Raw genomic sequence first — 22498 nt, 5'->3', positions numbered from 1 at the left:
CTTTTGTTGTAATTCGCATATAAAGTTTTCAGATTATAAAATAAATTTATAATTACTTTTTAGGTATATTGAAAAGCTTAAGTTACATCTTTTAAAAAATTTTTAACAATTTTCCTTCTTCCATGCGTAAATGAGAATTTGCAAAATGAGAATCGTTTATATCCTGGGTTGTAAATATTAATTCTATGGAATTTTTACGTATTAGCTCAATAATACTTTCTATGAAATCTTCTTTATTGTTAATATTTGAGAATGCTTCATCTATAAGTATAACTTTAGGTTTAGAAAGTATAGCAGTAAGTATGGAAACTCTTTCTTTTTGCCCTAGACTTAATTTATCAACCTTTTCATCTAACGATATTCCGCCTAACAAGTCCTTATATTCCTCAAGATCTTCTTCATCATATTTGATTTTCCTAATTTTGGCACCCCATATTAAATGTGACCTTACCTTTATCCCTGGAATGTATGACTCTGAAGTCACTAAGGCTATTTCTCTCTTTTCTGGAGGAAACTTGGTAACATCTTTATTATTAATCTTTACATAACCTTCATCAATATTCAAAAAACCAGCTATACTTCTCAAAAAAGTGGTTTTTCCACTACCGTTCTTTCCAGTAATGCATATTATTCCTTTCTCTTTAATTTGAGCATTAAGGAGAAAAGTACCTAGTTTTTTCTCTACTTTAGCTTCAATTGTCATGAATATATTTCTTTATGGTATCTTCTAAAGTATTTTCATCAACTGCCCCCACTAGAGAATCCTTAAGCTGACCATCAACGAAAATTAGTGTTGTAGGTATATTTAGCACGTTATATTTGTCGGCGATTTTCTGGTTTTCATCAACATTAAGTCTTCCAAAAAATACTTTATCCTTGTATTTTTCTGCTATCTTATTAAATATTGGTTCGTATAAATGACAAGGGGCGCACCAATCTGCCCAACAATCAATTATCACAACTTTATTTTTAGAAAGTATTTCATCAAATTTATCTTCACTAACGCTTTCAGGCTCAAACTTAGGTGACTTAACATTTTCTGCTCTCTTTTGCAACTTTTCCGCAATCTCCTTTATTAAAGACTCAATTTCACTCAATTTTATCCACTATATATACTTTCTTTAACCTCTTATAAAATGCGACTCTCTGGTTAACATAATTAAGCAATTCGTCTTCAAGGCCTTCTTTTTTCTCCTTAACTAAAACCTTTGCTACTGGTTGAGTTCCCAGATTTCCTGAATCTTCTCCGTAAACAAAGGCTTCCTTTACTAAAGGATGAGAGAGGAGAATTTCTTCTAAATCTCTAGGAAATATTGGATATCCCTTATATTTTAGCATTCTCTTTTTTATGCCTTTAAAATAAAGCAAACCATTATTATCTGCACTTACTAAATCCCCAGTTTTTAGCCATTCTCCTTCAAATACTCTTCTAGTCTCTTCCTCATCCTTATAGCCCAACATAAGCCAAGGAGCTTTTACCCACAATTCTCCAGTTTCTCCTATGTTTGCTTCGATCTTATCGTCTTTCATTATCTTTACTTCAGCATTAGGTAAAGGCTTTCCTATGCTTATCACTTGAGAAAATTCCTGAGGCTGATAAGTTACTACAAGACCTTCAGTAAAACCGTATTGCTGTACGATGTCCTTGTTAAACCTTTCCTTAAATGCCTTTATTGTTGAAGGAAATAAAGGTGCTGCAGTACTGATGCAGAGTCTTAAGCTATTAAGACTGCCGTTCTCATTAGCTAATGCATCGTAAACCATAGGAACTGTTGCCAGATAATTTATTGAATACTTATCAATAGCTGATATAGTTTCCTTTGGATCGAATTTTTTCATTACGTACATAAATCCTCCTGCTTCTAGAGTAACTCCTAGAACGCTATTCCCTAAAACATGTGCTAAAGGCACTGTTAATATGCTAGAAATTTCCTTTAATTTTATTGCATTATATATAGAAGCAGAGTTTAATTCAACTCTCTCTGCGCTGTGCAATACCTGCATAGTTCTTCCGGCTATTCCTGCATAATAATAAATTAAGCCTACCTCATCTTCTCTATATTCATAAGGAGAAGTCTGTTCATAAGTGCCGGTAGAGTCTACTATTGTCTTATACTCCTTTAATATGTTCTTTTCCCTTTCCAATACTTCATTATCTGTTAAAACTAAAGATGGTTGAGAATCTTCTAAAATGAATTTTAAATCCTCAGCAGAAGTTAAAGGATCTATTGCAACTACTTTTCCTCCTGCCCAGTAAATGCTTAAGTAATTTATTACTGACCTTGTGGAGTTAAACATTATATAAGCCACAGTTTCTCCTGGAGAGATCAGTGATGCAGTTTTCCTGATTTCGTCAACTACTTGTTGATAAGTTAGAGTTCTATCTCCTTCTAAAAATACCTTAGACGGATTTTTCTTATACCATTCGTAAAGCACATTTGCTAAGCTCATAAGTAACCGTTTTAAACTTATAAAAAGGGTCTAAAAAATAATGAAGCTTATAGGTCTTTCAAGGATTCATATTACATTATTCGATCTTGAGGGTAAGTATGGTAGATTAGACGGAGGAATGGGAGTTGCACTAAAGTATCCAAGGATAGTTATCAAAGACGGTGAATGTGAGGAAGTTAACATAGAAGGAGTTCCTAAAGAAAGATTTTGCATAGAAGAAGACTATCCTGCTCACGTAGGTTTAGGGCATACTACACAATATTTATTATCAGTAGCAAAATATGCATTTGAAAAAAACTTTCAAAAGAAGACTTCAGTAGAGGTAGCTAAACTTGTTAAGAGAGGTTCAACTTCCGGAATAGGAGTACATGCATTTGAATATGGAGGATTTATAGTAGATGGAGGTCATTCATTAAAAGTCAAGAAAGAGGCATTACCCTCAGATTTTTCAACAGCACCGCCTCCACCCCTCCTTTTAAGAGTAGACTTTCCTTGGTACATTTACGTTAACATTCCTGAAGGAAAAAGAATATTCGGCAAGGAAGAACTAATGGCATTTAAAAACGCTAAACTTGAAGGATTAGATACTTTGGCTAGAGTAGTTCTCATGGAATTTATACCATCCGTAATAGAGAAGGACCTAGAAAGCGTTTTAGATGCGCTGGATATGATACAAAAGTTAGGTTTTAAGAAAATAGAAGTGTCTTTACAAACAGATAAGGTACGAGAGCTTATGAAAGGACTTAAAAATAAGGGCTTTTCTAGCGGTATCTCTTCTTTCGGTCCTGCAGTTTACACTTTTGTTAATTCAAGAAGAGAAGGAGAAGAACTAGTTTCTACATTCGGCGGGTTTTTAGTAGAACCTAACAATAAGGGGGCAAGGGTGATTTGGAGCTAGAGTATGATGATTTCGTGATGAACCAACTAGAGAAAGTTTACGGAAAAGATTTGAACGGATTTTTGGAGTCAGTTAAAAAACCTAATTCAAGGCTTTATGTTAGAGTTAATACGCTAAAGGCTACAGTAGATGAAGTTCTTCAGTCTTTACAAGAATTTGAGAAGGACGAAGATTTTCCAGAAGCAATTTATGCTAAAGTAAGAGGACCCAACAAATTGGAGAGTTTAGAGTCTAAGGTAATAGTAGATAAGAAGACCGCAGAAAGCGTAATGCTAGGAGCCAATGTTTATCCGCCTGGAATCAAGAAAATAATCAGTGAAGGAAAATCTGTAGAAGTTGTGAGTGAGAACGGGATAACTGTAGCTAACGGAGAACTAGTAAGATTACCTGGAGGAAAGTTCATGGTTAAAGTTTACAATTCTTTGTATTCCTCTCCTAAATTGGCTGATATGAAAGAACTGAAAGAAGGTAAAATTTACGTTCAAGGCAAGGCTTCAATGTACGTAGCAAGGATAGTAGATCCACAGCCTGGAGAATTCATTGTTGATATGACTGCAGCTCCGGGCGGGAAGTTATCTCATATTTATCAACTAGAGCCAAGAGCCAAGATTATAGGATTTGATCACACTTACAAGAAGGTCGATAAAATGAAACACTTACTTAAGAAGATGAACGTTGATGCACAAGTTTTCGTTCATGATTCTAGGTATTTGAAGGAGCTAGGAATAAAGGATGTAGATAAAGTGCTTATAGATCCTCCATGTTCCGCTTTAGGACTGAGACCTAAGGTTTACGATAAAAAGACTAGAATCGATTTAATGAACCTTCAAGCGTATCAAAAGCAGTTCTTGAATTCAGCATATGAAATTCTAAAGAAAGGAGGTAAAGTAATTTATTCTACTTGTACAGTTACAGAGACGGAGAATGAAGAAGTTATTAACGATCCTAGATTTGAAATAGAATACATAATAAGGTTTCATCCACAAGTCCATGATATGACCGGATTTTTTATAGCTAAGTTAAGGAAGAAATAATATATGCCTATAGAAGATTTTATGGGCAAGAAGCCTAAAGTTTCGGAGAACGCTTTCTTGCATCCTACTGCGTATATAATCGGCGATGTCGAAATAGGCGAAATGAGCAGCATTTGGCATTATGTAGTTATAAGGGGAGATAACGATTCCATACAAATAGGTAAAGAATCTAACATTCAAGAAAATTCAACAGTACATACGGATCCAGGGTTTAAGGTTGAAATAGGAAATAAAGTTACTGTAGGACATAATGCAGTTATACATGGAGCCAAGGTATCATCTAACGTAATCATTGGAATAGGTTCCATTTTACTTAACGGTTCAAAAATAGGTGAATATAGTATAGTCGGTGCAGGAAGTGTAGTACCTCCTAATGCGGAAATTCCTCCATACAGCGTAGCTATGGGGGTTCCTGCTAAGGTAGTAAGAAAAATAAGAGAGGAAGAAATTAAAATGATAGAAGATAATGCATTTGAGTACGTACTACATGTAAAGAGGTTTATGGGTAATGAATCGTGATATAAAGGCAGTAAGATGGTTCATAAAGACCCAACTACTAAAGGATCCTTTTAATCCAGGATATGCAACTTTTAAGGTTACTTCTAGATGTAATTTACACTGTACCTTCTGTAACCCAGAATATTATAATGGTGAACTAGGAGAAGGAAGCACTGAAATTATAAAGAAGATAATTGATAATTTAAGGGATTCGTCTATTATCGTACTCTCATTTGAAGGCGGAGAACCTACTACTAGAAAAGATATTTTGGAGTTGCTTCAATATGCTCATGACGGATCATTTTACGTTATGCTAACTACAAACGGATATAAACTGAGTGATGATAATTTTTTGGTAAAAGTAGCTGACAGAATAGACTTCCTTCATTATTCAATTGATGAATATCACTGGAATGTTAAAGCTTTAGACACGTTATGCAAATTTAGGCAATACGGAATAAAAGTAAATGTGCAGACTGTAGTAACTAGATATAACCTTAACAAGTTAGAGGATAAGATAAAGAAAGTTAGAGAGTGCAATTACAAGATCCTTGTTTTACCTGCAGTGGATTACCCAGATTCAAAAGTAAAACTAGCTCCAGACCCAGAACAGCTTTATAATGTACTTTCGGAACTAAAGAAGAAATATTCTTCTACTCTCAATAATTCTTGGGGATTTATCAAAGCTTTGAAAGGAGAATATCCCAAAAGGTTAGTAAGTTATGCAATAACCGTATATCCTAACGGTGATTTACCTTATCCAGATGATATAAACGGTGAAATTGTAGGAAATTTAAGTAAGGAGAAGCTTAACGATATTCTAAAATCACCTAAGGTAAAAGAATTGCAGAGAAAAATGCTGGAAAATCAAGCAAGGTTTGAGTACCTTCATCTACAGACTGCTTCGTTCAACAGTATAAGGGATTTAGCGGAGTACGTGAGAGACATGGCTAAATGGAGATTTACTGGTAAAGCTTAAGTCGTATTCTCATCAAATACTTTTTTATATGCTTGCATTAGGTCTTCTAGGACTAAGTGTGTATATATTTGTGTCGTCTTTATGTCCTTATGCCCCAAAAGCCTCTGCACTGCAGGTAACGGTAAGCCTTTCCTTATTGCGGTAGTAGCAAAAGTGTGTCTTAATATGTGTGGTCTCAGTCCTTTAATTCCTGCTCTTTCTCCAAGTCTCTTTATTAATTTATAAAGTGCTTGATACGTCATTGGGAAAAGCTTCTCGTTGTCATGCTTAGCTAAATACTTTCTTAACAGTTTTTCAGTTTCATCAGTAAAGAATACTATTCTTTCTTCACCGTTCTTTGTTTCCCTAACTCTTATCATCCTATTCTTAAGATCTATATCCTCAACTCTTAAAGATAGAAGTTCCTTAGATCTTAATCCCGTGTCCAAGAATAATTTTATTATAAGCTTATCCCTAAGCCTCCTTGTTGCATCAATTAGCCTTTTTACATCGTCTTCACTTAAAGCCCAAATTTCCTTCCTCCTAGCTCTAGGAATAACAGGATTAATGTTAATTCCAATCCACTTCAAAAATCTCCTTACTGCGATAACGTAATTCCTTAAAGTTACGCTTCTTGCTCTCTTCATTTCAGTACCCTTTATTTTGCCCTCTTTTGACATTAGATGGATTATCCATTTATTAACGTCCTCTGAAGTTACGCTTTTAGGATTCTTCTTGGTAAAATCTAAGAAATCTTTTACTGCAGTAGAGTAAAGCTTTACTGTACCGTCTCCTGCTTCTGCTGCTTTTAATGCAATTATGAATGCGTCTAGATAATCACCGTCAGAAGGAGGGCTACCTAGTTGTAACTTCACAATAGAAAAATGTAATACAGAAAATAAAAGAGGGCTATCTTCATATTACCAGATATAGTCTATTCCCACTCTATCAAGGCTTTTGAGCCAGTTAATAAACTTCTGAACATTTTCACCTTGAAATATTGATCCGTGTTGTGGCGCAATAACATTTATATCTAAATCCTTAATTTGTTCTAGCCAATGATCAATCGCTTTTTTACTTACTATGTATCTCCTATGGAATGGTTCCATGTATTTTGCATGTTCATCAAAATTTTCTACGAATAAATACCATTTACCTGCAGGAAATACTGCTGCCCCTAGATCTCCTGAGAAATAAATCTTAGAAATTGGGTCGTAATAGTGGAAATTGCCTACTGAATGCATAAAGTGTGCAGGAACAGCTTTAATTTCTGCTTTTCCAAGCTTCATTACCATTCCTTGATCTGGTATGTCAACTATTCTGCCTGAAGCTTCAAATCCTAAGTGAGGGAGGAATCTTTCCCAGAGCTCCGAGACGTAAATTTGTGCATTAGGCGCAACGTCAAGCCATAAGTTTAGAGAGCCAATAACGTCAGGATCTTGGTGGGAGAACAGTAGATATTTAATATTTTCTGGCTTTATGAATTCTTTAACGTTCTCGTAAACTCTTTCAAATACAAAATACCCTCCTGCATCTAGCAGTGCTCCTTCATCGCCGTCTACTATGAGGTATTGGTTTGTTAGAATTCCTTTCTCGTGTTCAGATTCGTCAAGTCCTAACCAAATAAATTTGTGGTCTCCTTCTTCATATAATACGTAAGGCTTATGAACCTTTAGATTTACTGCCACCTTTATCACCTCTCTTGTTCTAATACTTCTACTATTCTTGGTGATATTCCTACGTAAACGTGAATCTTAAAATCTCCTGACAAGTGATTTAGATCATCTTCATTAAATGAATCTTTACCATCTTTTAGAATGTATATCCCTTTTAGCTCTCCATTGAGGAATAATAATCTGAAAGTAGATACACCAGAACCACTTATGTAAATTAAAGGATAGTTAGCAAAGTCACTTATTATGCCTTCCACATAACTGAGGACTTCTCCTTCTTTTAGACTGACATCGTCGGTTTTTGCTAGTTTAGACTTCATTATTAATTTTGATATTGATGATATCTTAGAAAGTGAAAGAGAGAAATTCTTTGCACCTACGTTTTGTTGCTCAACTTCTGGAAGTTTCGATAATTCGTTCTTTATACCATTAGATATTTCCTCTAATATTTTACGTAATCCTTTTCCCACAATCCATTCTTTCTCTCCGGAGTAACTTACAGACAGCTTTACTCCTCCTTTTCCTTCAGCAGATATTATTATTTTACCTTCATTTCCTTTTTTATCTGTAAATTTATATTCAACTATTCCGCTTCCTATGAACGAAGGCTCTACTACAAATTCACTTTCAAATGAAAAGAGTAAAAACCTAGTAAACTTTAACTCTACAACATTATTCTCAATCCCTACAACATTTGGCAGTACCGAAATAATGTTAGAAGGATTTTTAGCCCATGCTATAGTTTCATTAGACCTCTTGTCTTCAATATCCATAGTTTCAACTTTCATAAGACTCTCTCTTCTCAATCTTCTATAAAAACTATAATTATAAAAATTGCATAGATCTTCAATTAACAGTGTTAATCTTAGTTTTAAAACTCTAGAATATGTATAATATTATGCTATATTTAGACGGAAAAAAACTTGAGGAAGTATTGCCTGCAAAAGATGCAGTAAATGCAGTAAAGGAAGCATTCTCACTATATTACCAAGGAAAAATAACACAACCTCAAAGACAAGTCTTAACAATAAAAGGGAATTGGTGGGGTATTATGCCATCTTATACAGATTTTTCTGTTGCGGTGAAGATTGTTAACGTTATAAATGAGAATAAAAACAGAGGTCTGCCTGCAGTACAAGGCATAGTAATTTTAATGTCTCCAGATACTGGAGAGCCTTTAGCCGTAATAGACGGTACAATACTGACCGCAATAAGGACTGCATCTGCAAGCGTACTATCTGCAGAACTCTCTTACGGGCATAAAATTCCTACATTAGGAATCATAGGAGCTGGACTAGAAGCTTATTACCACGCTAAAATTTCCTCAGAGTATCTCTCCGTTTCAAGAATTTTAATAACGGCTAGAAAATCTCACGTAGAGCTGGCAAAGAAAATAGGTGCAGAAGCTGTAGATTTGCAAACATTACTTAAAGAATCTGATGTAATCTTCTCAACAACATCTTCAAAGAATCCTGTAGTTTTAGGGAAGTTCTTAAAGGAAGATTTCCACATAAGCAGTATAGGTGCTCATACTCCAGATGCAAGGGAAATTGATGATGATACAATAGCAAAAACAAAAACTTATATTGTAGATTCTATGCAAGCAGTATCTTCAGAATCAGGGGATTATATACAGCCTCAAAAGAAAGGGTTAATAAGAAATGTTATAGAAATAGGTAAAATAATAGTTGAAAGGATAAAAGTTGAAAGGCCTTCAATATTTAAGACTGTGGGAATATCTGCACAAGATAATTTAACAGCGTATTATACTTACAAACTCAGTCAAACCTTTTCCAAATGACGTTTGGATTTCCGGTTTTCTCATTAACCCACAAGGCTAGCACAAATAATAATGAAGAAAGCCTATTAAGGTACTTTACGTGAACCTCCTTTGCTTTTCCCTCCCTCATTATTCCTACGATGCTTCTTTCAGTCCTTCTACATATTGCTCTTGATAAATGGAGAAAAGAAGAAGCTAAATGACCTCCTGGTAGGACGAAATTTCTCAAAGGCTTTATTTCTCCTCCGTATTTTGCTATCAAATCCTCTAGTTCTTTTACTTTCTCTTCATTAAAATTTAAGTCAAATCCAGCAATTTCTGATGAAATTACAAAGACGTCGTCTTGGATTTTATATATTAAATCGAAAAGCTGGGGATAAAGTGATGAGATTACACCTAGAGAGGCATTTAATTCGTCAAGATTACCTAATGCCTCTACTATATCATCGTCCTTCCAGACCTCACCTTTTGACGGGACTTTAGTCTTTCCGCTATCTCCAGTTCCGGTGTACCACATATGGTTAAATACAGGGAAGAAAATATTAAATAGTGTTATACGACGCACATTGTCATTATTCTTTGCTAAAAAAGAAGTATGAAGGTTATTTTATTGCAGCAGTTTCAATGGATTACTCTTCATCAATAGGAACGCTTTCGTTAAAAGGTGAAAATATCTTAAAAGGTGTTGCGATACATCCTTGGAATGTCAATAAAGAGAAAATAGAAAAAGTTTTACCTTTAATAGAAAAGGCTGACTTTGTCGGTGAGATAGGACTGGACTATAAGTACTCTGATTCTCCAAAGGATCTTCAGATTAAATATTTTGAGGAATTTGTAAAGAACTCTCAAGGTAAGACCGTAAACGTTCACTCGGTAAATTCTTGGAATGATGTTTTAAATCTCTTGATAAAACACGACGTGAAGATAGCTATAATTCACTGGTATTCTGGACCTAAAGAACTGCTCAAAGATATAGAAGGTGCGGGATATTTTATAACAATAAACCCCTCAGTTACTTTTCAAGAAAAGCATAAGATTATTGCAGAAAATGCGTCGCCTAGCATTGTATTAACTGAAAGCGACGGAGGCTATGTATATAAAGGAAAATTACTTGAGCCTACTCAAATCCCTATCACACTAAGTTTTCTTGCTAGACTTTGGAATGAAGACGAGGAGACAGTTAAGAGGAGGATAGAGATAAATTTTAGGAGAGCCTTTAATTTATAATGCTCGCAGTAGTAACTGGTGCTTCTAAAGGAATAGGTAAGGCAACTGCGTTAAAGTTAAAATCCTTAGGCTATACGGTAGTCGCAATATCTAGGAGCGTTCCAGACGTAGGTGACGAAAAAGTCCAGTTAGACGTTAGTAATAAGGAGGACGTGTTTAAGACTGTAAATTACTTGATCCATAAATATGGACTTATTGACGTGCTAGTTAATAATGCAGGCTTCGGTGTTTACGGTTCATTTCTAGAGACGGACTTAAGTGAGGAAGAATACATGATAAGGACAAACCTTCTAGGGCCTATATATTTCATGAAGGCTGTTTTACCTTATATGGTTAAACAGAGGAAAGGGTCAATCGTTAATATAGTATCTGAAGCGGCTTACGTTTCTTCTCCAAAACTTCTAGTTTATTCTGCAACTAAAGCAGCATTAGCTCACATAACTAATGGGCTGTGGGCCGAAATGAGGAAATACGGAGTAAAAGTCTCTGGAATTTATCCGGGTCCAGTAAAGACTAACTTTACTTCTCACCCTTCTTTTAAAGGTGATAAAGATTCCTTCTCTAAGTATGCGGTAGATCCTGAGAAAGTAGCTAATGCAGTAGTAAAAGCTATAAAAACTGGAAAGAGAGAAATTTATGTTCCTTCAAAACTTGCTTTAGATCCTTATTTTTTGAAACTTTCTTATGTTATGCAAACATTAACTTATAAGATTATAGGTAAATATTTTAGTTAGAAATATTTTTTATATTTCATATCTAGTTTATTCAGAGAACATGAATAAGTGGGCTACAATTGGAATAATAATAGCGGTAATAGTTATAATAGGTGCTTTTGCAGCCTATTATCTTACAGCAAAGAAGACTACTACAACATCTAAAACACCAATGATAATTTATGTAGCAGACGCTTATGTCAAGGAAGCATGTTGTTTAGGAAAATGCTTCTCTTCAGCTACTGGAATCCCGGTAACTCTTCCGCCTAAAGGCGGTGGATCTTTTGCGTTAGCTCATGAGATTTCATCTCCTGACACAGAAGTTACAGTGTTCGTACCAGTAGCCTTATCCGCTGTTCCAGACCTAGGAAATGAAAATCCAGGTTGGGCAATAGCGTTTGTAGCAGATCAACTTACAATAGCTTATACAAAAACTAGTATTGCTAACAATCCTTGTGCGCAAAAAGCCTTGCAATATGCGCAGGAGGCAATGAAGACCGGAAATACAACAGATTGGTATGAATTCTATTCAATTTTAACTTCCGGTAAGGTTAAGGTAGGAATTTCTAATCCTAATACTGACCCAGCAGGTTTTAGAGCTTGGATAAATTTAGAGATAGCTGGATATTGTTTTGCTCATAACACTTACTGTTTCTATAACAGAATGCTAAAGAACCAGGGCAACGTGACCGAATGCAATGCTGCAGAGTTTGTCTCAGCTCTTGATGCAGGGAAAATCCAGTTCTTATATATTTACAGGTCTGCTGCAGTAGCTAAAGGATTAGAATACATACAATTGCCAGCGCAGTTAGATCTAGGTTCAGTCAAGTATGCATCGTTCTATGCAAAGTTTAACTATACTTTAACTTCTGGTCTAGTAAAGGGATCTCCAGTATACCTATTCATAACGATACCTAAAAATACTAACAATTATAATGAGGCAATAGACTTCGTTACATATGTAATAGAGCACTCTAGCATATTAAAGAAGTTCGAATTATGTCCAATATCTCCTGCAATTCTGTTTAACTCCACCGTAGTTCCATCTCAGATAGCTTCATTGCTTTCTGAAGGTAAATTAGTAGAAGGAGGTACGCTATGAATTGGTTTAAGATATTAGGAATTTTTTTATCTCTCCTACTTTCAATTCCAGTTCTCTTTCTCATTTATATGGGCTTTTTCGTATTTAGGAGCTCACAAGCTTTTTCCCAGACATTTTACTCTGGAGTTGAACTGTCAGTCTTATCCTCAGCAGCAGCTGCAGGAGTAGATTTTGTCCTCTTTACACCTCTAGCTTATTACCTTTCTAGAGAAAAGGACTTCTTAACAGACTCCTTAGTTGATGTACCAGCATCAATACCTCACCCTATAGTAGGTGTAGCGTTAGTATTTTTAGACAGTCCTTATTCACCTTTCTACGGTGTGCTGAAAGGACTGGGAATAAACTTCTTTGATACGTATTGTGGTCTTATTGCTGCTCTAGTTATAGTCTCAGCACCAATATTTATCAGGAGTATGAAGAACTTTTTTGACTCGATGCCCAGAGTTTACGAAGAGTATGCAAGATCCTTAGGTGCTGGGGCAGGCAAAGTCTATTTGATGGTAATGAGGAATTCATTGAAAGGTGCATTATCGTCCGCTCTTACTAGCATGTCTAGGGCAATGAGTGAATTTGGATCTATAGCTATAGTTGCATATTATGTTCTTTATGGACCTTTAGCAGGCGCGTCGCCTGCATCGATCTTAATATATGAGTATTACGGATATTACGGTCCCAAAGTTGCCGTTACCGCTTCTGCGATAATGATAGTCGTTGGAATAGTGATTTTAGTTTCATTAAAGGTTGTTCAATATTTGAAAAAGTAACTATTTTTATACTCGATTAGTTTCATACCTTTAATAATTAAGATTTAAAAATGAGATGTACACGGCTGCTAGAATTTGAATCTAGGTGAAAGACTTAGAGGATTAGAATATATTTCAATGGGACGATAATTAGATATATCTTATACTGCGTATTGGAGCAGAAATAGGATAAATAATATGAAAGAAAAAGTAGAAGAAAACGTAAGACGTTTTAAAGCCTTAACTTCTAGGTTTACAATAAAAATCTTGTAGCTTTTATCGGAAAATCCTTGTTATGTAACCTTAAAAATAATTTAATAACAATAGAAGAGAAATTAACTGTAAAGCCTAAGACGTCTTCATTGTAAAATGGACAAGATTTGTTTTATTATAATGTAAGATGAAAATACTTAAGCAATAGAAATTCCCGTAAGCTGCTAATCTTGTTCTAAACAGAGATAAATAGTATATGCAACTAATACCGAAACTTTCCCAAACGCAGAACTTATAAGATATTATTTACTTTTATTTTTAATTTACGAATTTTTACTAGAGCTAATTTTACGCTAAACTACAACTAATTGAATTCTTCACTTTGGAAAAATGTTTAAACTCAAATATCTCAATAAATATTATAACTTTTAGAGAATGAAATTTATTTTGCCTTTCAATACTATTATCGATACTAAAATATCAAAACTTATTTATTTAGTTTATCGTCTTATACTCAATGAAGATTGAGCGAATATCCACGACCTTACAAAACTATTCAGATACCTTTAGGGGACTGCAACATTTATACTATTCACTCATCTTTTCTAGATAATTTCAGTAACTTTGATTGTGGAGAACACGAACAGAATGATTTTATAAGGAGACTTGCAGTAGGGCATTACTTAGCAGGGATTAACCATACATTTCTCCTGGTCTGCGAAAGTTACTTAGTAGGTTTTGTATCGTTTTCCAGCTATTCTTTTGAATTTGCAGACGAGGCTAGAAATGAAATGATAAATGGATTAAAGGAGGAGCTTAGCAATAAAGGACTACGACATGAAATTGAGATATCTTTTAAAAAGCTCCCTGTGTTACTTTTAGGACAACTGGGAATAGATAAGAGATACCAGCATAAAGGAATAGGATTGACGTTAGTTAAACGTTTCGTAATCCCTTACTCATTAAACTACTGTATCGAGAATAGTTGCATAGGACTTTTAGTTTACACTAGAACAGCTAAAGACTTTTATGAGAAGTTAGGGTTCGAAAAGATTTATGAGAGCAAGAAAGGCGCAAATTACTTTTACTCGCTATATAAAAACGTGTTAAGAGCCAGACAGAATGCTTTTTCCTCTAAATGATAGTGCTTCCTTAAGTAGTTTTTCATCGACCTTCTCTTTCCTTATAGCATTCAATATTTTCTCAGCTTCTTCCTTGGTTTCTATAATCATTTCACCTTCTTCGACTTTCGCCATCTTTATTATCCCAAATATACTTTCTTTGCTTTCTATGTTTTAATGCTTTCTATGTTTTAATGCATCGGTTCTAATGTGTTCTACAATTAAAAGTCTCTCACATAGACTAGATTTTAAGGGAACACGGTATCTACTCTGGTAGTTCACAAGTCCATTGTCAATTCAGTTTATTTAAAGAAATTAAACAAATTTAATTGAATGCTATCGCATAGGTAAGGATTTACACTTTTACTTTATTGTATCCATCTTATTCGTGAAATATAGTTCATAAAAGAAACTTGAATCGTCCTCAATATAGCTAAGCTCATTATCTACTTTTTTAATATTCGGATTTTTCTTATTGTTAAGTTTATTTACGTCAATCCTTACTATATCATCGTGTCCTATTGTTGAATGGTGAAAGTGTTTCAAAAATATCCTCTACTATTGCAGATCTCTTATATTTATGGAGGACGTGAATATCTTTCAATTTTAGAAGAAATGTATGCGGCTGCCGGGATTTGAACCCGGGATCTCAGGCTTGGAGGGCCCGCGTCCTAATCCATGCTAGACTACAGCCGCAGTATAATCTAAGTTTATTTGCCTTTAATAATTTTCGCTCTATTATTCCGAACAATTTATCTTTTACTAAAATCTAAAAGAGAAACATATTAAGTAAGCTAATATGCATAGATAAGTTTAAAATAAAAGGGTAAAATAATGATAATGGGCCCGTAGCTTAGCATGGTTAGAGCGCCCGGCTGATAACTCAAGGCAGAAACCGGGAGGTCGGGGGTTCAAATCCCCCCGGGCCCATATTAGAGAATAGTGCTAAAATGCTCAGTAATTCTAAGGGTATGCGTTCTATTCCAATGTAAGAATGAATGTAATATGCTTTCCTCTCTATCTTGCCATGCAGAGATAACTCACTTAAATTAAGTTTTTCATATAGCTTTCAAATAAGGGTTCTGTTCTACTTATAAAGATAGCAAGAATAACTAATAATATATTTTTAAATTCTCTAATAATCTTTTTATATCTTTTTCTTAAAAAATCAATTAATTTGTTACATAAATAATCATCTATGTTTTCTTTTATAAGAAAAATTTATAGGATAAAGGTTCTATATATTTATTTTGGTGAATTAGATGGAAGATCTTGAGAAAAAATTACGTAGTGTCAGAATTACCGGCGGCATAATTTACTTAATTAACATATTCTTTTCAGCATCAATTTATACTGCTTTAGAGAGTTTAGGCTTAGCAAAGGGTAGCTTTATATATTCGCTCTTATTTGCAGTACCGTTATTCTCTGCAATTTTAAACGGAATCATCCTTGGCTTAATAGCAGCTCAATTGAAAGACGCAGTAGCATATGGTATAGTAAAATCAGTTATGGCTATCGTAGTTTATTCTGCCTACGTTTCGTTCTTTATTTTGCCTAAATACATTGTTTTAATGGCTTTCATTATAATGGCATTGTCCGCAATTCAGATAGGAGTACTATACATGTACAAGAAAATACAAAAACAAATATTCGGATGATAAAAATGCTAATAAAGATACCTTATAAGTCAATTAAGGTTTTTCCTTCAGAAATAAGGGGTAAGTATGCATTTATGAAGGATGCCGTAGTTGTTATAAGAACGCAGAATAAGGTTTTATACGTGGATTGCGTTCACGAGCATTTAGGTAATTATAGACCTCCGCCGTTTCTTTCTAACTATGTTTTTGAATATGAGATCATGGAAGGCGGAGAATACTGTGAATGCATAGCTAAGGCTTTGCAGGATGAATTTAAACCATTATTTAAGAATCAGAGGCTCTGCAAGAATGGAGAAATAACTGTGGTGATTGAGAGGTGATAGTGTTCAAGGATGTACAATGGATAGGAGAAGATAAGTTTAAGCTCACAATTAATGGTATAGAAGTTACATATAAGGTCGAGGTAAAGCCTGGCGTCATAACTAGTGTAATCATCAAAGGTTTAAATTATAATTCGCTCTGTACTCTTGATATTGATACTAGGAAGAACAGATTGCTTTCTTTACAATGTATAGGCTTCGAAAAAGATGTTGTAAAAAAGATTATAATTTCTAAACTTGCTGTGCAGATTCCTCCTTCCTTATAGTTTGGAGCCAAACTTTTTTACTATCTGAATCATAATGACTATTATGTCGAAGTCTCTTTCATCTATTGCCGTGCTAATACCTTTCTTACTTTCAGCTTACGTAATGTATTCAATATCTTTTGTGTTAACGCAGTTGGCTCATTATTTATCCACGGGAATTCCGCAAGTGGTTTTAGCAATAACCTTATCTTGGATAGGAGGAGGAATAGGAGGGTTCATTTTTGGAAGGTTGGCAGACGTAATAGGTAGGAAGAAGGCTTTATTTATTTCATTTTTTCTCTTTTCAATTCCCGAAATTCTAGTTTATTTTGTTCATAATTTAATAGAGCTTTACGTATTATGGTTTATAATAGGTCTTGGAGTTAATGCAGAGAACGGTATTAGTTATGTTATAGTTGCGGAACTTAGATTAACTAATCTTAGAGGGTTTTTAGGAGGAATAATGCAAGGGTTTTACGCTTTGGGGGCCCTTTTAGGTGCGATAACTGCAAGTATTGTAGGAAACTTTTTGTTTGTATTTCTAATACCTGGTATAATTTCTCTTCTATCTTTCGCATTTTATCCATTTATTCCTGAGGAGAAGGCAAAGTATAATGTAAGGAGTAAATTAACTGATATATTTTCTCAAAGGATGATTTGGTTAACGATTATAAGTTCTATAGCTTCATTATCTTCTTTCCTCTTCATCATTCCTGCGTTTGAACTGATGCCTACGATACTTGAAAATAATGAGCTAATTGCAATAGGCGACTTAATTGCTACCTTCTCTTTTGGTCTCTCTGGTTATATTTCTGACATAAAGGGGAGGAAGATTACTGCAGTGAGTTTCGGGGTTTTAGCTATTGTTTCCTCTATCCTTTTCCTTTTGGATGATATCTTAGCATTAGCTATTTACTTCTCTTCTGCGTTTTTTGCATTCTATGGAGTTTGGTTGAGTGAATTATATCCAATGCAGGTAAGAGGAGCAGGAAGTAACTTCTCGTTGCTTATAGGAAGAATTATAGGTGGAGGTTTCGGAACTCTAATAGTGACTTTGCTACCATTCCCTCTAAAAGTATCCCTTGGACTAGTGTTAATTATAACTGGCATTATTAGTACTGCATCAATGAGCTTATTCAAGCCAGTTACTTAAGCGAGAATAAGCTACACTAACTTACTCTTTCTTTCTTAGTAAAATTCATGTATTCTTTATCGAATTTATTACTTATAATATTTTTACTTTATATATAAATTGTAGAATTAAATTATAAGGTAAGATTACTCTATTTTACATTTTCTGCTAGCTAAGACTAATTGTGGCTTTTAATCGAAATAAACTTAGTACAAAATTTAAATAATTCTGAACATTCTCTATATCATGGATAAGGCAGAGTTACTTTTTGAGGCATATAAAGCTAGGAAAGAGGTCGAACCTTTTGAAGTGAATGAAAAAGAAGCTGATGAGATTTTTAAAAAATTCACTTCTATGCTTGTTGAGGAAGAAAGTTTAGGCGGTTATAAGATTTCCTTAGTTACAAAAGAGCACTTAGAGAGGTTTCACGGTAAAGAACCAATGTATGGAATACTAACAAAACCAATGATTACTGCAGAAAAAGAAATAGAGCTATGGTTTAATCATAATTTTGCGGAAGTTGAAGTAGTATTCCTCGCAGATTCTTGTAGAGAAGATAACTTTCCTCAATGTATTAAGGAAACTAGATTAGGTATAGAATTGCCAGCTACAAGGTTTAATACGTGGAATTTAAACGCTCTACAGCTAAAGGCTGATGATTCCGCTGCAGGCAGACTTTACATAGGAGAGAAATTTTCCTTACCTGTTAAAGGAGTAGAGATGTTAATAAATGACAAATTGGTAGGTAGGGGAGTTCCTAATTTTATTTACGGTGGTCCTTTAGACATGGTTAAATGGCTTATTTCGAAACTTGGAGAAGTTAATGGCTATGTTTCTTCTGGAGTTTTCATAGGACCATTTGAAGTTAAAAAGGGAGATAAGGTTACAATATTAGGAGACGTTAATCTTGAGATAAAATTAAAATAAAAATTTAATACATTGAATATTTTTATTGTAACAACTTCTTGGATTAAGTTTATATTGATATTTATTAGAAAAGGGCTTATGCAGTCTACAAAAACACTCTCAAGGATCTTAGAGCGGACAAACATTATTGATACAGCAGTAGTAGCTGGGATTGCTCTAGTGTCCATTTTAATAAGATCTTTAAGTTCTCAATATCCTTTAGGAGTTAACGGGTTTGACTCTTGGTATTTATTCTACAACGCCTTGCTAATTGCTCAAGCCCACGGTAACTGGTATGCAGTTCCTCCAGATGTGCACGCTTGGTTCCCTTGGGGATTTTTCATAGAATTAGGAGATACAATAGGTTTACCCTTTATTGTTGCACTTCTCTCTTTACCGTTCTATTCAGCTTTCGGAGCAAACGCAGTATATACTGTTACCTTATTCCTATATGTCGGATTAGCAGGATTAGGAGTAGCGGCAGCTTATATTGCTGTTTCTGGGTTAACTAAAAGTAGAATAGGTGGTTTCATAGCTGCAGCAATAATAGCAGTGTCTCCTGCATTAACAGTGAAAAATATAGTAGGAGGTCTGCCGAAGGACTCTTGGGGGGGTGTGTTCGTATTATTTTCCATTTATCTACTGAATTTAGCTATAGATAAGAAGAAACCTATGTATGGAGCCTTTGCAGGAATACCGTTATTCTTAGCAGAAGTATCTTGGGGAGGATCTACTTACATAGATTTAAGCTTATTGGCTGGAGCTTTCTTGTTAATTTTACTTAATAGGAATAACGAGGAAACAGCAAAGGCTTTTACTTTAATGGCAATAGTAACAGCGTTTTTAACATCCTGGGCGCCTAACAGTATTGGATTCCTCTCAGGATTGGCGCACGGTCTTTCATTGCTAGTAATTGGTGCGTTATTATTTTTAGATTTACATTTAAGGAATATACTACCTAAGGAAATTTCTGATTCTAGGGCACTCTTAATAACTGCAAGCGCAGTTTTCATTTTTGTTGTAGCAATTGTTGGTCTTTCTTTCTTAGGAATAATACCTATTCCTTCTAGATATTATGCAATAGTTAACCCATTTTATCAGGTTACCGTACCCATAGATAAGACCGTGGCAGAATATATTCCCCAAGCAATAACATCAATGATTACAGATTTTGGTATAGCGTTATTCCTTTCTGTTATTGGTATGTATTATCTAATAAGAGAGAGCAACCTTGCAGGACTTTGGTTACTTGTTTTAGGTGTAATTAGTATATATGGTACATCTGAGCAACCTTATCTCTTTAATTATACTGCATACGTTATTGCTCCGCTAGCAGGTGCAGGAGTATTCTACCTTATAGATAAAACTAAAGAATATAAATCAAAAATTATCCCAATCTTGGTGTTATCTTTAGTAGGTGTTTCGCTTGTTGCAGATGCTGGTGCAGCAATAACAATGAGTAATGTTCCGAACGAGATAGTAACTTCCGCAAGTCCTTATCCTATAATTAACTATGCTTGGGTTTCAGCATTAGATTGGATAAACCAGAAAACTTGTCCTCATGCATTTGTATTAAGCTGGTGGGACTACGGTTATTGGGAGGAAGTTGTAGGAAATAGAAGCGTTATTGATGAGAATAACACGCTTAACGGTACTCAAATAAAGCTAATGGCTGAAATGTTCTTAAATAATGAGACTTTTGCCGCAGATGTACTAGAAAAAGATTTCCACTTATATCCTTACGGTAATCCTAATTATACTATTCCAGTTTATATAGTTGCATATGACGCAGTTACCTTAGTTAATTCTAGTGGTAGACAAGAATGGTACATAGGTTATCCATCTGATTTAGGAGGAGAATTTCTAGGATATACGACATCGCTGGGAGATATAGGCAAAGCAATGGGAGCAATGACTGTGATTGCAGGATATCCAGTAAACGAGTATCTAAATACTAGTCTCATTACTTCTGAGGTATCATACTTAAATTCAACTCTAGGTAAGCTAGCGTCGTACGATCCAAGTGTGTCTACAGAGTTAAATGAGCTTTACAGTATTATAAGTCAAGCCTATCCATTTGCATGGACTTCTAAAGCATATAATTCATTGATTGTCAATATGTTCGTAGAAGCTTTAGAGGGAACGGGTGACCCAGTAATAGCTCCTTTCAGTAGCGAGTTAGAGTTTACTTCATCTGGATTACAATTAGCTCCAGGAACTCCATTTCCAGAAATTCATATGGCTTACTTCCAGCCAGTTTATGTAGCGCTATTCCCATGGGTTGCAGGTCCTAATTATATGACGTACATGATGGTAATGATATATCAATTCGTACAACCTGGTACAATGGTTTCAGAACAAGTTTACTACGGATAAAAAATTAGCAATTTAATTTAATACCTTTTTTAGCTTCTATTCTATATTTAACATATTTGTCTTCTGGCGAAAATCTGGGAGGATGGGGTATTATAGTTTTAGCATTGCATTTAGGACATTTATCTTGAAACGTATAAGTTCCATCTTTTGGGCATTTCTTTAATAGCCATGTCATTTTTGAACGCTCACTTCTACTCCTTCATCTTTAGCTATTTCCTGCAATTTTTCCACAACTGAATTTAGTCTTTCTGTAACAGCCTTTGGTTCAGTGCCGATTACATCTATTCTATATCTAGGAGCACCTATCGTGTAAATCTTTATTACAAACTCTGTATCTTCTCCATCTTCTATAGCCTTTCCGAACAAGCTCCTGATTTTTTCTACCCCTTCTGGATTTAACGTTTTAACTACAACTACTTTTGATTCTTTTACTCTCTTCTCTTCATTGTGTTTAGAAGCTTCATCAACTAAAGGCTTTATCCACATCTCTGGAACTCCTGCATCTCTTAGAAATTTGTCTCCTTCTTTAGCCGCTTTTTGTAATACATCATAAACGTCTCCGTACCTGCTTTCTAATTTCCAAGCAACTTGTTCCCAGGCTTCCTTTTCCGGTCTTCCAAGTTTTTGAGAAACTAGCTCAAGTATTTTATCAGTTTTTTGAAGTTTCTTCCATTCTGCGTTCTTTTTCCTTCTTTCATCATCGTTAACTTTCTTTAGTGAGACATCTACTGTTCCTTTCCTTCTATCTACACGAATAACTTTAACAACTATTTTTCTTCCTTCTTTAACAATATCGTGAATATTCTTAACCCATCTAGTGCTTATTTCACTCCAAGGTAAGAAAGCTTGTAAATTCCCATACTCATCTAATGTAACATAACTTCCATAATCGAAAACTTGTTTTACGGTAGCAATTAAAATATCTCCTTCTCTTGGGAGAGGATGCCTATTGTATATCATTTTAACCCAGTTCTTTAATTATTTCGCCAACTATTTTTGCTTTACCACCCACAGGATAAGCCAATTGTGTCCCGCAGGCTAGACATCTTACAGGAAAAGTCGAGTGACTGAAGATCACCTGCTCGTTACCGCAGTTTGTGCATTTAACTCTAATGAATTTCCCTTTAGGTTCTGGAATTAGAATCTTAGTTTTCCTCATTATTTAGCCACCTCTACTATCTCCATTTTCTTTATCCTCATTCCAGGCTTCATTATTACGTAACCGCACTTAGTGCACTTTAACATTAGAACAGCCTTTTTTGTTACTTTAGCAAACCTCTTTTGTTCTGGCTTTCTTTGACCTCCGTATCCTAGGTTTTTCCTATCATACCTTCTTTGTCCTTCTGATAATGTCCTTCTTTTTCCTCCTTTATATTGAGATACAGAGTGAGGCGTATGAGTTTTGCATTTAGGGCAATATGTAGTTATCGTCTTGGGAACTTTCATAATT

Annotated in this window: 28 protein-coding genes and 2 tRNA genes; 17 read left to right on the top strand and 13 right to left on the bottom strand. The window is 34.8% G+C overall.

Going from position 1 to position 22498, the window contains the following annotated elements; all coding sequences use genetic code 11:
* Positions 1-91: 91 nt before the first annotated feature.
* From HS5_RS13435 to HS5_RS13425, 3 genes are read right to left on the bottom strand one after another with little or no spacing between them, the layout of a single operon-like run.
* Positions 92-703 carry an ATP-binding cassette domain-containing protein gene (locus tag HS5_RS13435; protein ID WP_236751871.1) on the bottom strand — a complete coding sequence of 204 codons (612 nt, stop codon included), beginning with the start codon at positions 701-703 and terminating at the stop codon, positions 92-94.
* A complete protein-coding gene (gene trxA, locus HS5_RS13430; RefSeq protein ID WP_236751870.1) occupies positions 693-1097 on the bottom strand; it encodes a thioredoxin in 405 nt (134 codons plus the stop codon). Before trxA ends, HS5_RS13435 begins: the two co-directional genes overlap by 11 nt.
* Positions 1090-2451, bottom strand: coding sequence for a class I adenylate-forming enzyme family protein (locus HS5_RS13425; protein ID WP_236751869.1), 1362 nt, complete (start codon positions 2449-2451; stop codon positions 1090-1092). The genes trxA and HS5_RS13425 overlap by 8 nt, the downstream gene beginning before the upstream one ends.
* A 37-nt stretch (positions 2452-2488) precedes the next feature.
* Between HS5_RS13425 and HS5_RS13420 the strand changes: the two genes are divergently transcribed.
* From HS5_RS13420 to HS5_RS13405, 4 genes are read left to right on the top strand one after another with little or no spacing between them, the layout of a single operon-like run.
* Complete coding sequence (locus HS5_RS13420) at positions 2489-3349, top strand: beta-ribofuranosylaminobenzene 5'-phosphate synthase family protein (RefSeq protein ID WP_236753592.1); 861 nt, start codon at positions 2489-2491, stop codon at positions 3347-3349.
* A gap of 17 nt (positions 3350-3366) precedes the next feature.
* A complete protein-coding gene (locus HS5_RS13415; RefSeq protein ID WP_236751868.1) occupies positions 3367-4383 on the top strand; it encodes an RsmB/NOP family class I SAM-dependent RNA methyltransferase in 1017 nt (338 codons plus the stop codon).
* 3 nt (positions 4384-4386) lie between these two features.
* A complete protein-coding gene (locus HS5_RS13410) occupies positions 4387-4902 on the top strand; it encodes a gamma carbonic anhydrase family protein (RefSeq protein ID WP_236751867.1) in 516 nt (171 codons plus the stop codon).
* Positions 4892-5860 carry a radical SAM protein gene (locus HS5_RS13405; protein ID WP_236751866.1) on the top strand — a complete coding sequence of 323 codons (969 nt, stop codon included), beginning with the start codon at positions 4892-4894 and terminating at the stop codon, positions 5858-5860. The genes HS5_RS13410 and HS5_RS13405 overlap by 11 nt, the downstream gene beginning before the upstream one ends.
* Here HS5_RS13405 and xerA read toward each other — a convergent pair.
* From xerA to HS5_RS13390, 3 genes are read right to left on the bottom strand one after another with little or no spacing between them, the layout of a single operon-like run.
* Positions 5857-6714: a site-specific tyrosine recombinase/integron integrase gene (gene xerA / locus HS5_RS13400; protein WP_236751865.1), complete on the bottom strand. Its 858-nt coding sequence runs from the start codon at positions 6712-6714 to the stop codon at positions 5857-5859. The two genes, HS5_RS13405 and xerA, sit on opposite strands and share 4 nt — an antisense overlap.
* A gap of 45 nt (positions 6715-6759) precedes the next feature.
* Positions 6760-7527 (bottom strand): MBL fold metallo-hydrolase, encoded by a 768-nt coding sequence (locus HS5_RS13395; RefSeq protein WP_236751864.1) that lies wholly within the window; start codon positions 7525-7527, stop codon positions 6760-6762.
* A gap of 5 nt (positions 7528-7532) precedes the next feature.
* The gene (locus HS5_RS13390; protein ID WP_236751863.1) at positions 7533-8300 is read right to left on the bottom strand and encodes a hypothetical protein; all 768 of its coding nucleotides are present in this window, start codon (positions 8298-8300) and stop codon (positions 7533-7535) included.
* Between the two features lie 110 nt (positions 8301-8410).
* Here HS5_RS13390 and HS5_RS13385 point away from each other — a divergent pair, with 110 nt between their 5' ends.
* On the top strand, positions 8411-9313 hold the full coding sequence (locus HS5_RS13385) for an ornithine cyclodeaminase family protein (RefSeq protein WP_236751862.1): 903 nt from the start codon (positions 8411-8413) through the stop codon (positions 9311-9313).
* Here the strand turns inward: HS5_RS13385 and HS5_RS13380 are convergent.
* Positions 9291-9809, bottom strand: a complete 519-nt coding sequence (locus HS5_RS13380) for a cob(I)yrinic acid a,c-diamide adenosyltransferase (RefSeq protein WP_236751861.1) — start codon at positions 9807-9809, stop codon at positions 9291-9293. The genes HS5_RS13385 and HS5_RS13380 overlap by 23 nt on opposite strands.
* Positions 9810-9841: 32 nt before the next feature.
* Here HS5_RS13380 and HS5_RS13375 point away from each other — a divergent pair, with 32 nt between their 5' ends.
* The 5 genes from HS5_RS13375 to HS5_RS13355 all read left to right on the top strand — a co-directional run bounded on the left by HS5_RS13375 (position 9842) and on the right by HS5_RS13355 (position 14432).
* Positions 9842-10519, top strand: coding sequence for a TatD family hydrolase (locus tag HS5_RS13375; protein ID WP_236751860.1), 678 nt, complete (start codon positions 9842-9844; stop codon positions 10517-10519).
* The gene (locus tag HS5_RS13370; RefSeq protein ID WP_236751859.1) at positions 10519-11253 is read left to right on the top strand and encodes an SDR family oxidoreductase; all 735 of its coding nucleotides are present in this window, start codon (positions 10519-10521) and stop codon (positions 11251-11253) included. The genes HS5_RS13375 and HS5_RS13370 overlap by 1 nt, the downstream gene beginning before the upstream one ends.
* A 40-nt stretch (positions 11254-11293) precedes the next feature.
* Positions 11294-12334 carry an extracellular solute-binding protein gene (locus HS5_RS13365; protein WP_236751858.1) on the top strand — a complete coding sequence of 347 codons (1041 nt, stop codon included), beginning with the start codon at positions 11294-11296 and terminating at the stop codon, positions 12332-12334.
* Positions 12331-13098, top strand: a complete 768-nt coding sequence (locus HS5_RS13360; protein WP_236751857.1) for an ABC transporter permease — start codon at positions 12331-12333, stop codon at positions 13096-13098. The genes HS5_RS13365 and HS5_RS13360 overlap by 4 nt, the downstream gene beginning before the upstream one ends.
* Positions 13099-13814: 716 nt before the next feature.
* The gene (locus HS5_RS13355; RefSeq protein ID WP_236751856.1) at positions 13815-14432 is read left to right on the top strand and encodes a GNAT family N-acetyltransferase; all 618 of its coding nucleotides are present in this window, start codon (positions 13815-13817) and stop codon (positions 14430-14432) included.
* Here HS5_RS13355 and HS5_RS13350 read toward each other — a convergent pair.
* Together HS5_RS13350 and HS5_RS13345 are read right to left on the bottom strand one after the other, a co-directional pair.
* The gene (locus HS5_RS13350) at positions 14397-14546 is read right to left on the bottom strand and encodes a hypothetical protein (RefSeq protein WP_236751855.1); all 150 of its coding nucleotides are present in this window, start codon (positions 14544-14546) and stop codon (positions 14397-14399) included. The two genes, HS5_RS13355 and HS5_RS13350, sit on opposite strands and share 36 nt — an antisense overlap.
* A 485-nt stretch (positions 14547-15031) precedes the next feature.
* Positions 15032-15107, bottom strand: a tRNA-Gly gene (locus HS5_RS13345).
* A 146-nt stretch (positions 15108-15253) separates the two neighbouring features.
* On the opposite strand from HS5_RS13345, the gene HS5_RS13340 reads away from it, so the two are divergent.
* The 7 genes from HS5_RS13340 (at position 15254) to HS5_RS13310 (ending at position 21048) form a co-directional block, all read left to right on the top strand.
* Positions 15254-15341 (top strand) — tRNA-Ile (locus HS5_RS13340).
* 332 nt (positions 15342-15673) lie between these two features.
* Entirely contained in the window at positions 15674-16069 is a 396-nt protein-coding gene (locus HS5_RS13335; protein ID WP_236751854.1) for a hypothetical protein, read from the top strand.
* Positions 16070-16074: 5 nt separating this feature from the next.
* Entirely contained in the window at positions 16075-16389 is a 315-nt protein-coding gene (locus HS5_RS13330; protein WP_236751853.1) for a hypothetical protein, read from the top strand.
* Positions 16386-16655, top strand: coding sequence for a hypothetical protein (locus HS5_RS13325; protein WP_236751852.1), 270 nt, complete (start codon positions 16386-16388; stop codon positions 16653-16655). Before HS5_RS13330 ends, HS5_RS13325 begins: the two co-directional genes overlap by 4 nt.
* A 43-nt stretch (positions 16656-16698) precedes the next feature.
* Positions 16699-17787 carry an MFS transporter gene (locus HS5_RS13320; protein WP_236751851.1) on the top strand — a complete coding sequence of 363 codons (1089 nt, stop codon included), beginning with the start codon at positions 16699-16701 and terminating at the stop codon, positions 17785-17787.
* 225 nt (positions 17788-18012) lie between these two features.
* A complete protein-coding gene (locus HS5_RS13315) occupies positions 18013-18693 on the top strand; it encodes a hypothetical protein (RefSeq protein ID WP_236751850.1) in 681 nt (226 codons plus the stop codon).
* Positions 18694-18771: 78 nt separating this feature from the next.
* Positions 18772-21048, top strand: a complete 2277-nt coding sequence (locus HS5_RS13310; protein ID WP_236751849.1) for an STT3 domain-containing protein — start codon at positions 18772-18774, stop codon at positions 21046-21048.
* A gap of 4 nt (positions 21049-21052) precedes the next feature.
* Here HS5_RS13310 and HS5_RS13305 read toward each other — a convergent pair whose 3' ends face one another.
* From HS5_RS13305 to HS5_RS13290, 4 genes are read right to left on the bottom strand one after another with little or no spacing between them, the layout of a single operon-like run.
* A complete protein-coding gene (locus HS5_RS13305) occupies positions 21053-21223 on the bottom strand; it encodes an RNA-protein complex protein Nop10 (protein WP_236751848.1) in 171 nt (56 codons plus the stop codon).
* On the bottom strand, positions 21220-22008 hold the full coding sequence (locus HS5_RS13300; protein WP_236751847.1) for a translation initiation factor IF-2 subunit alpha: 789 nt from the start codon (positions 22006-22008) through the stop codon (positions 21220-21222). Before HS5_RS13300 ends, HS5_RS13305 begins: the two co-directional genes overlap by 4 nt.
* 1 nt (position 22009) lies before the next feature.
* Positions 22010-22210, bottom strand: a complete 201-nt coding sequence (locus HS5_RS13295) for a 30S ribosomal protein S27e (RefSeq protein WP_236753591.1) — start codon at positions 22208-22210, stop codon at positions 22010-22012.
* A complete protein-coding gene (locus HS5_RS13290; RefSeq protein ID WP_236751846.1) occupies positions 22207-22494 on the bottom strand; it encodes a 50S ribosomal protein L44e in 288 nt (95 codons plus the stop codon). Before HS5_RS13290 ends, HS5_RS13295 begins: the two co-directional genes overlap by 4 nt.
* Positions 22495-22498 lie beyond the last annotated feature (4 nt).

Origin of the sequence: Acidianus sp. HS-5 (genome assembly GCF_021655615.1) — an archaeon.
Classification (GTDB): domain Archaea; phylum Thermoproteota; class Thermoprotei_A; order Sulfolobales; family Sulfolobaceae; genus Acidianus.
This window is presented reverse-complemented; position numbering and strand designations above follow the sequence as displayed.

What these genes read in the sequence shown, in the direction of transcription:
- HS5_RS13435 (WP_236751871.1), bottom strand. Translation starts at nt 703, where the DNA reads ATGACAATTGAAGCTAAAGTAGAGAAAAAACTAGGTACTTTTCTCCTT.
- HS5_RS13425 (WP_236751869.1), bottom strand. Translation starts at nt 2,451, where the DNA reads ATGAGCTTAGCAAATGTGCTTTACGAATGGTATAAGAAAAATCCGTCT.
- HS5_RS13415 (WP_236751868.1), top strand. Translation starts at nt 3,367, where the DNA reads ATGAACCAACTAGAGAAAGTTTACGGAAAAGATTTGAACGGATTTTTG.
- HS5_RS13410 (WP_236751867.1), top strand. Translation starts at nt 4,387, where the DNA reads ATGCCTATAGAAGATTTTATGGGCAAGAAGCCTAAAGTTTCGGAGAAC.
- HS5_RS13405 (WP_236751866.1), top strand. Translation starts at nt 4,892, where the DNA reads ATGAATCGTGATATAAAGGCAGTAAGATGGTTCATAAAGACCCAACTA.
- HS5_RS13390 (WP_236751863.1), bottom strand. Translation starts at nt 8,300, where the DNA reads ATGAAAGTTGAAACTATGGATATTGAAGACAAGAGGTCTAATGAAACT.
- HS5_RS13385 (WP_236751862.1), top strand. Translation starts at nt 8,411, where the DNA reads ATGCTATATTTAGACGGAAAAAAACTTGAGGAAGTATTGCCTGCAAAA.
- HS5_RS13380 (WP_236751861.1), bottom strand. Translation starts at nt 9,809, where the DNA reads ATGTGGTACACCGGAACTGGAGATAGCGGAAAGACTAAAGTCCCGTCA.
- HS5_RS13370 (WP_236751859.1), top strand. Translation starts at nt 10,519, where the DNA reads ATGCTCGCAGTAGTAACTGGTGCTTCTAAAGGAATAGGTAAGGCAACT.
- HS5_RS13365 (WP_236751858.1), top strand. Translation starts at nt 11,294, where the DNA reads ATGAATAAGTGGGCTACAATTGGAATAATAATAGCGGTAATAGTTATA.
- HS5_RS13360 (WP_236751857.1), top strand. Translation starts at nt 12,331, where the DNA reads ATGAATTGGTTTAAGATATTAGGAATTTTTTTATCTCTCCTACTTTCA.
- HS5_RS13350 (WP_236751855.1), bottom strand. Translation starts at nt 14,546, where the DNA reads ATGGCGAAAGTCGAAGAAGGTGAAATGATTATAGAAACCAAGGAAGAA.
- HS5_RS13335 (WP_236751854.1), top strand. Translation starts at nt 15,674, where the DNA reads ATGGAAGATCTTGAGAAAAAATTACGTAGTGTCAGAATTACCGGCGGC.
- HS5_RS13330 (WP_236751853.1), top strand. Translation starts at nt 16,075, where the DNA reads ATGCTAATAAAGATACCTTATAAGTCAATTAAGGTTTTTCCTTCAGAA.
- HS5_RS13320 (WP_236751851.1), top strand. Translation starts at nt 16,699, where the DNA reads ATGTCGAAGTCTCTTTCATCTATTGCCGTGCTAATACCTTTCTTACTT.
- HS5_RS13315 (WP_236751850.1), top strand. Translation starts at nt 18,013, where the DNA reads ATGGATAAGGCAGAGTTACTTTTTGAGGCATATAAAGCTAGGAAAGAG.
- HS5_RS13310 (WP_236751849.1), top strand. Translation starts at nt 18,772, where the DNA reads ATGCAGTCTACAAAAACACTCTCAAGGATCTTAGAGCGGACAAACATT.
- HS5_RS13305 (WP_236751848.1), bottom strand. Translation starts at nt 21,223, where the DNA reads ATGACATGGCTATTAAAGAAATGCCCAAAAGATGGAACTTATACGTTT.
- HS5_RS13300 (WP_236751847.1), bottom strand. Translation starts at nt 22,008, where the DNA reads ATGATATACAATAGGCATCCTCTCCCAAGAGAAGGAGATATTTTAATT.
- HS5_RS13290 (WP_236751846.1), bottom strand. Translation starts at nt 22,494, where the DNA reads ATGAAAGTTCCCAAGACGATAACTACATATTGCCCTAAATGCAAAACT.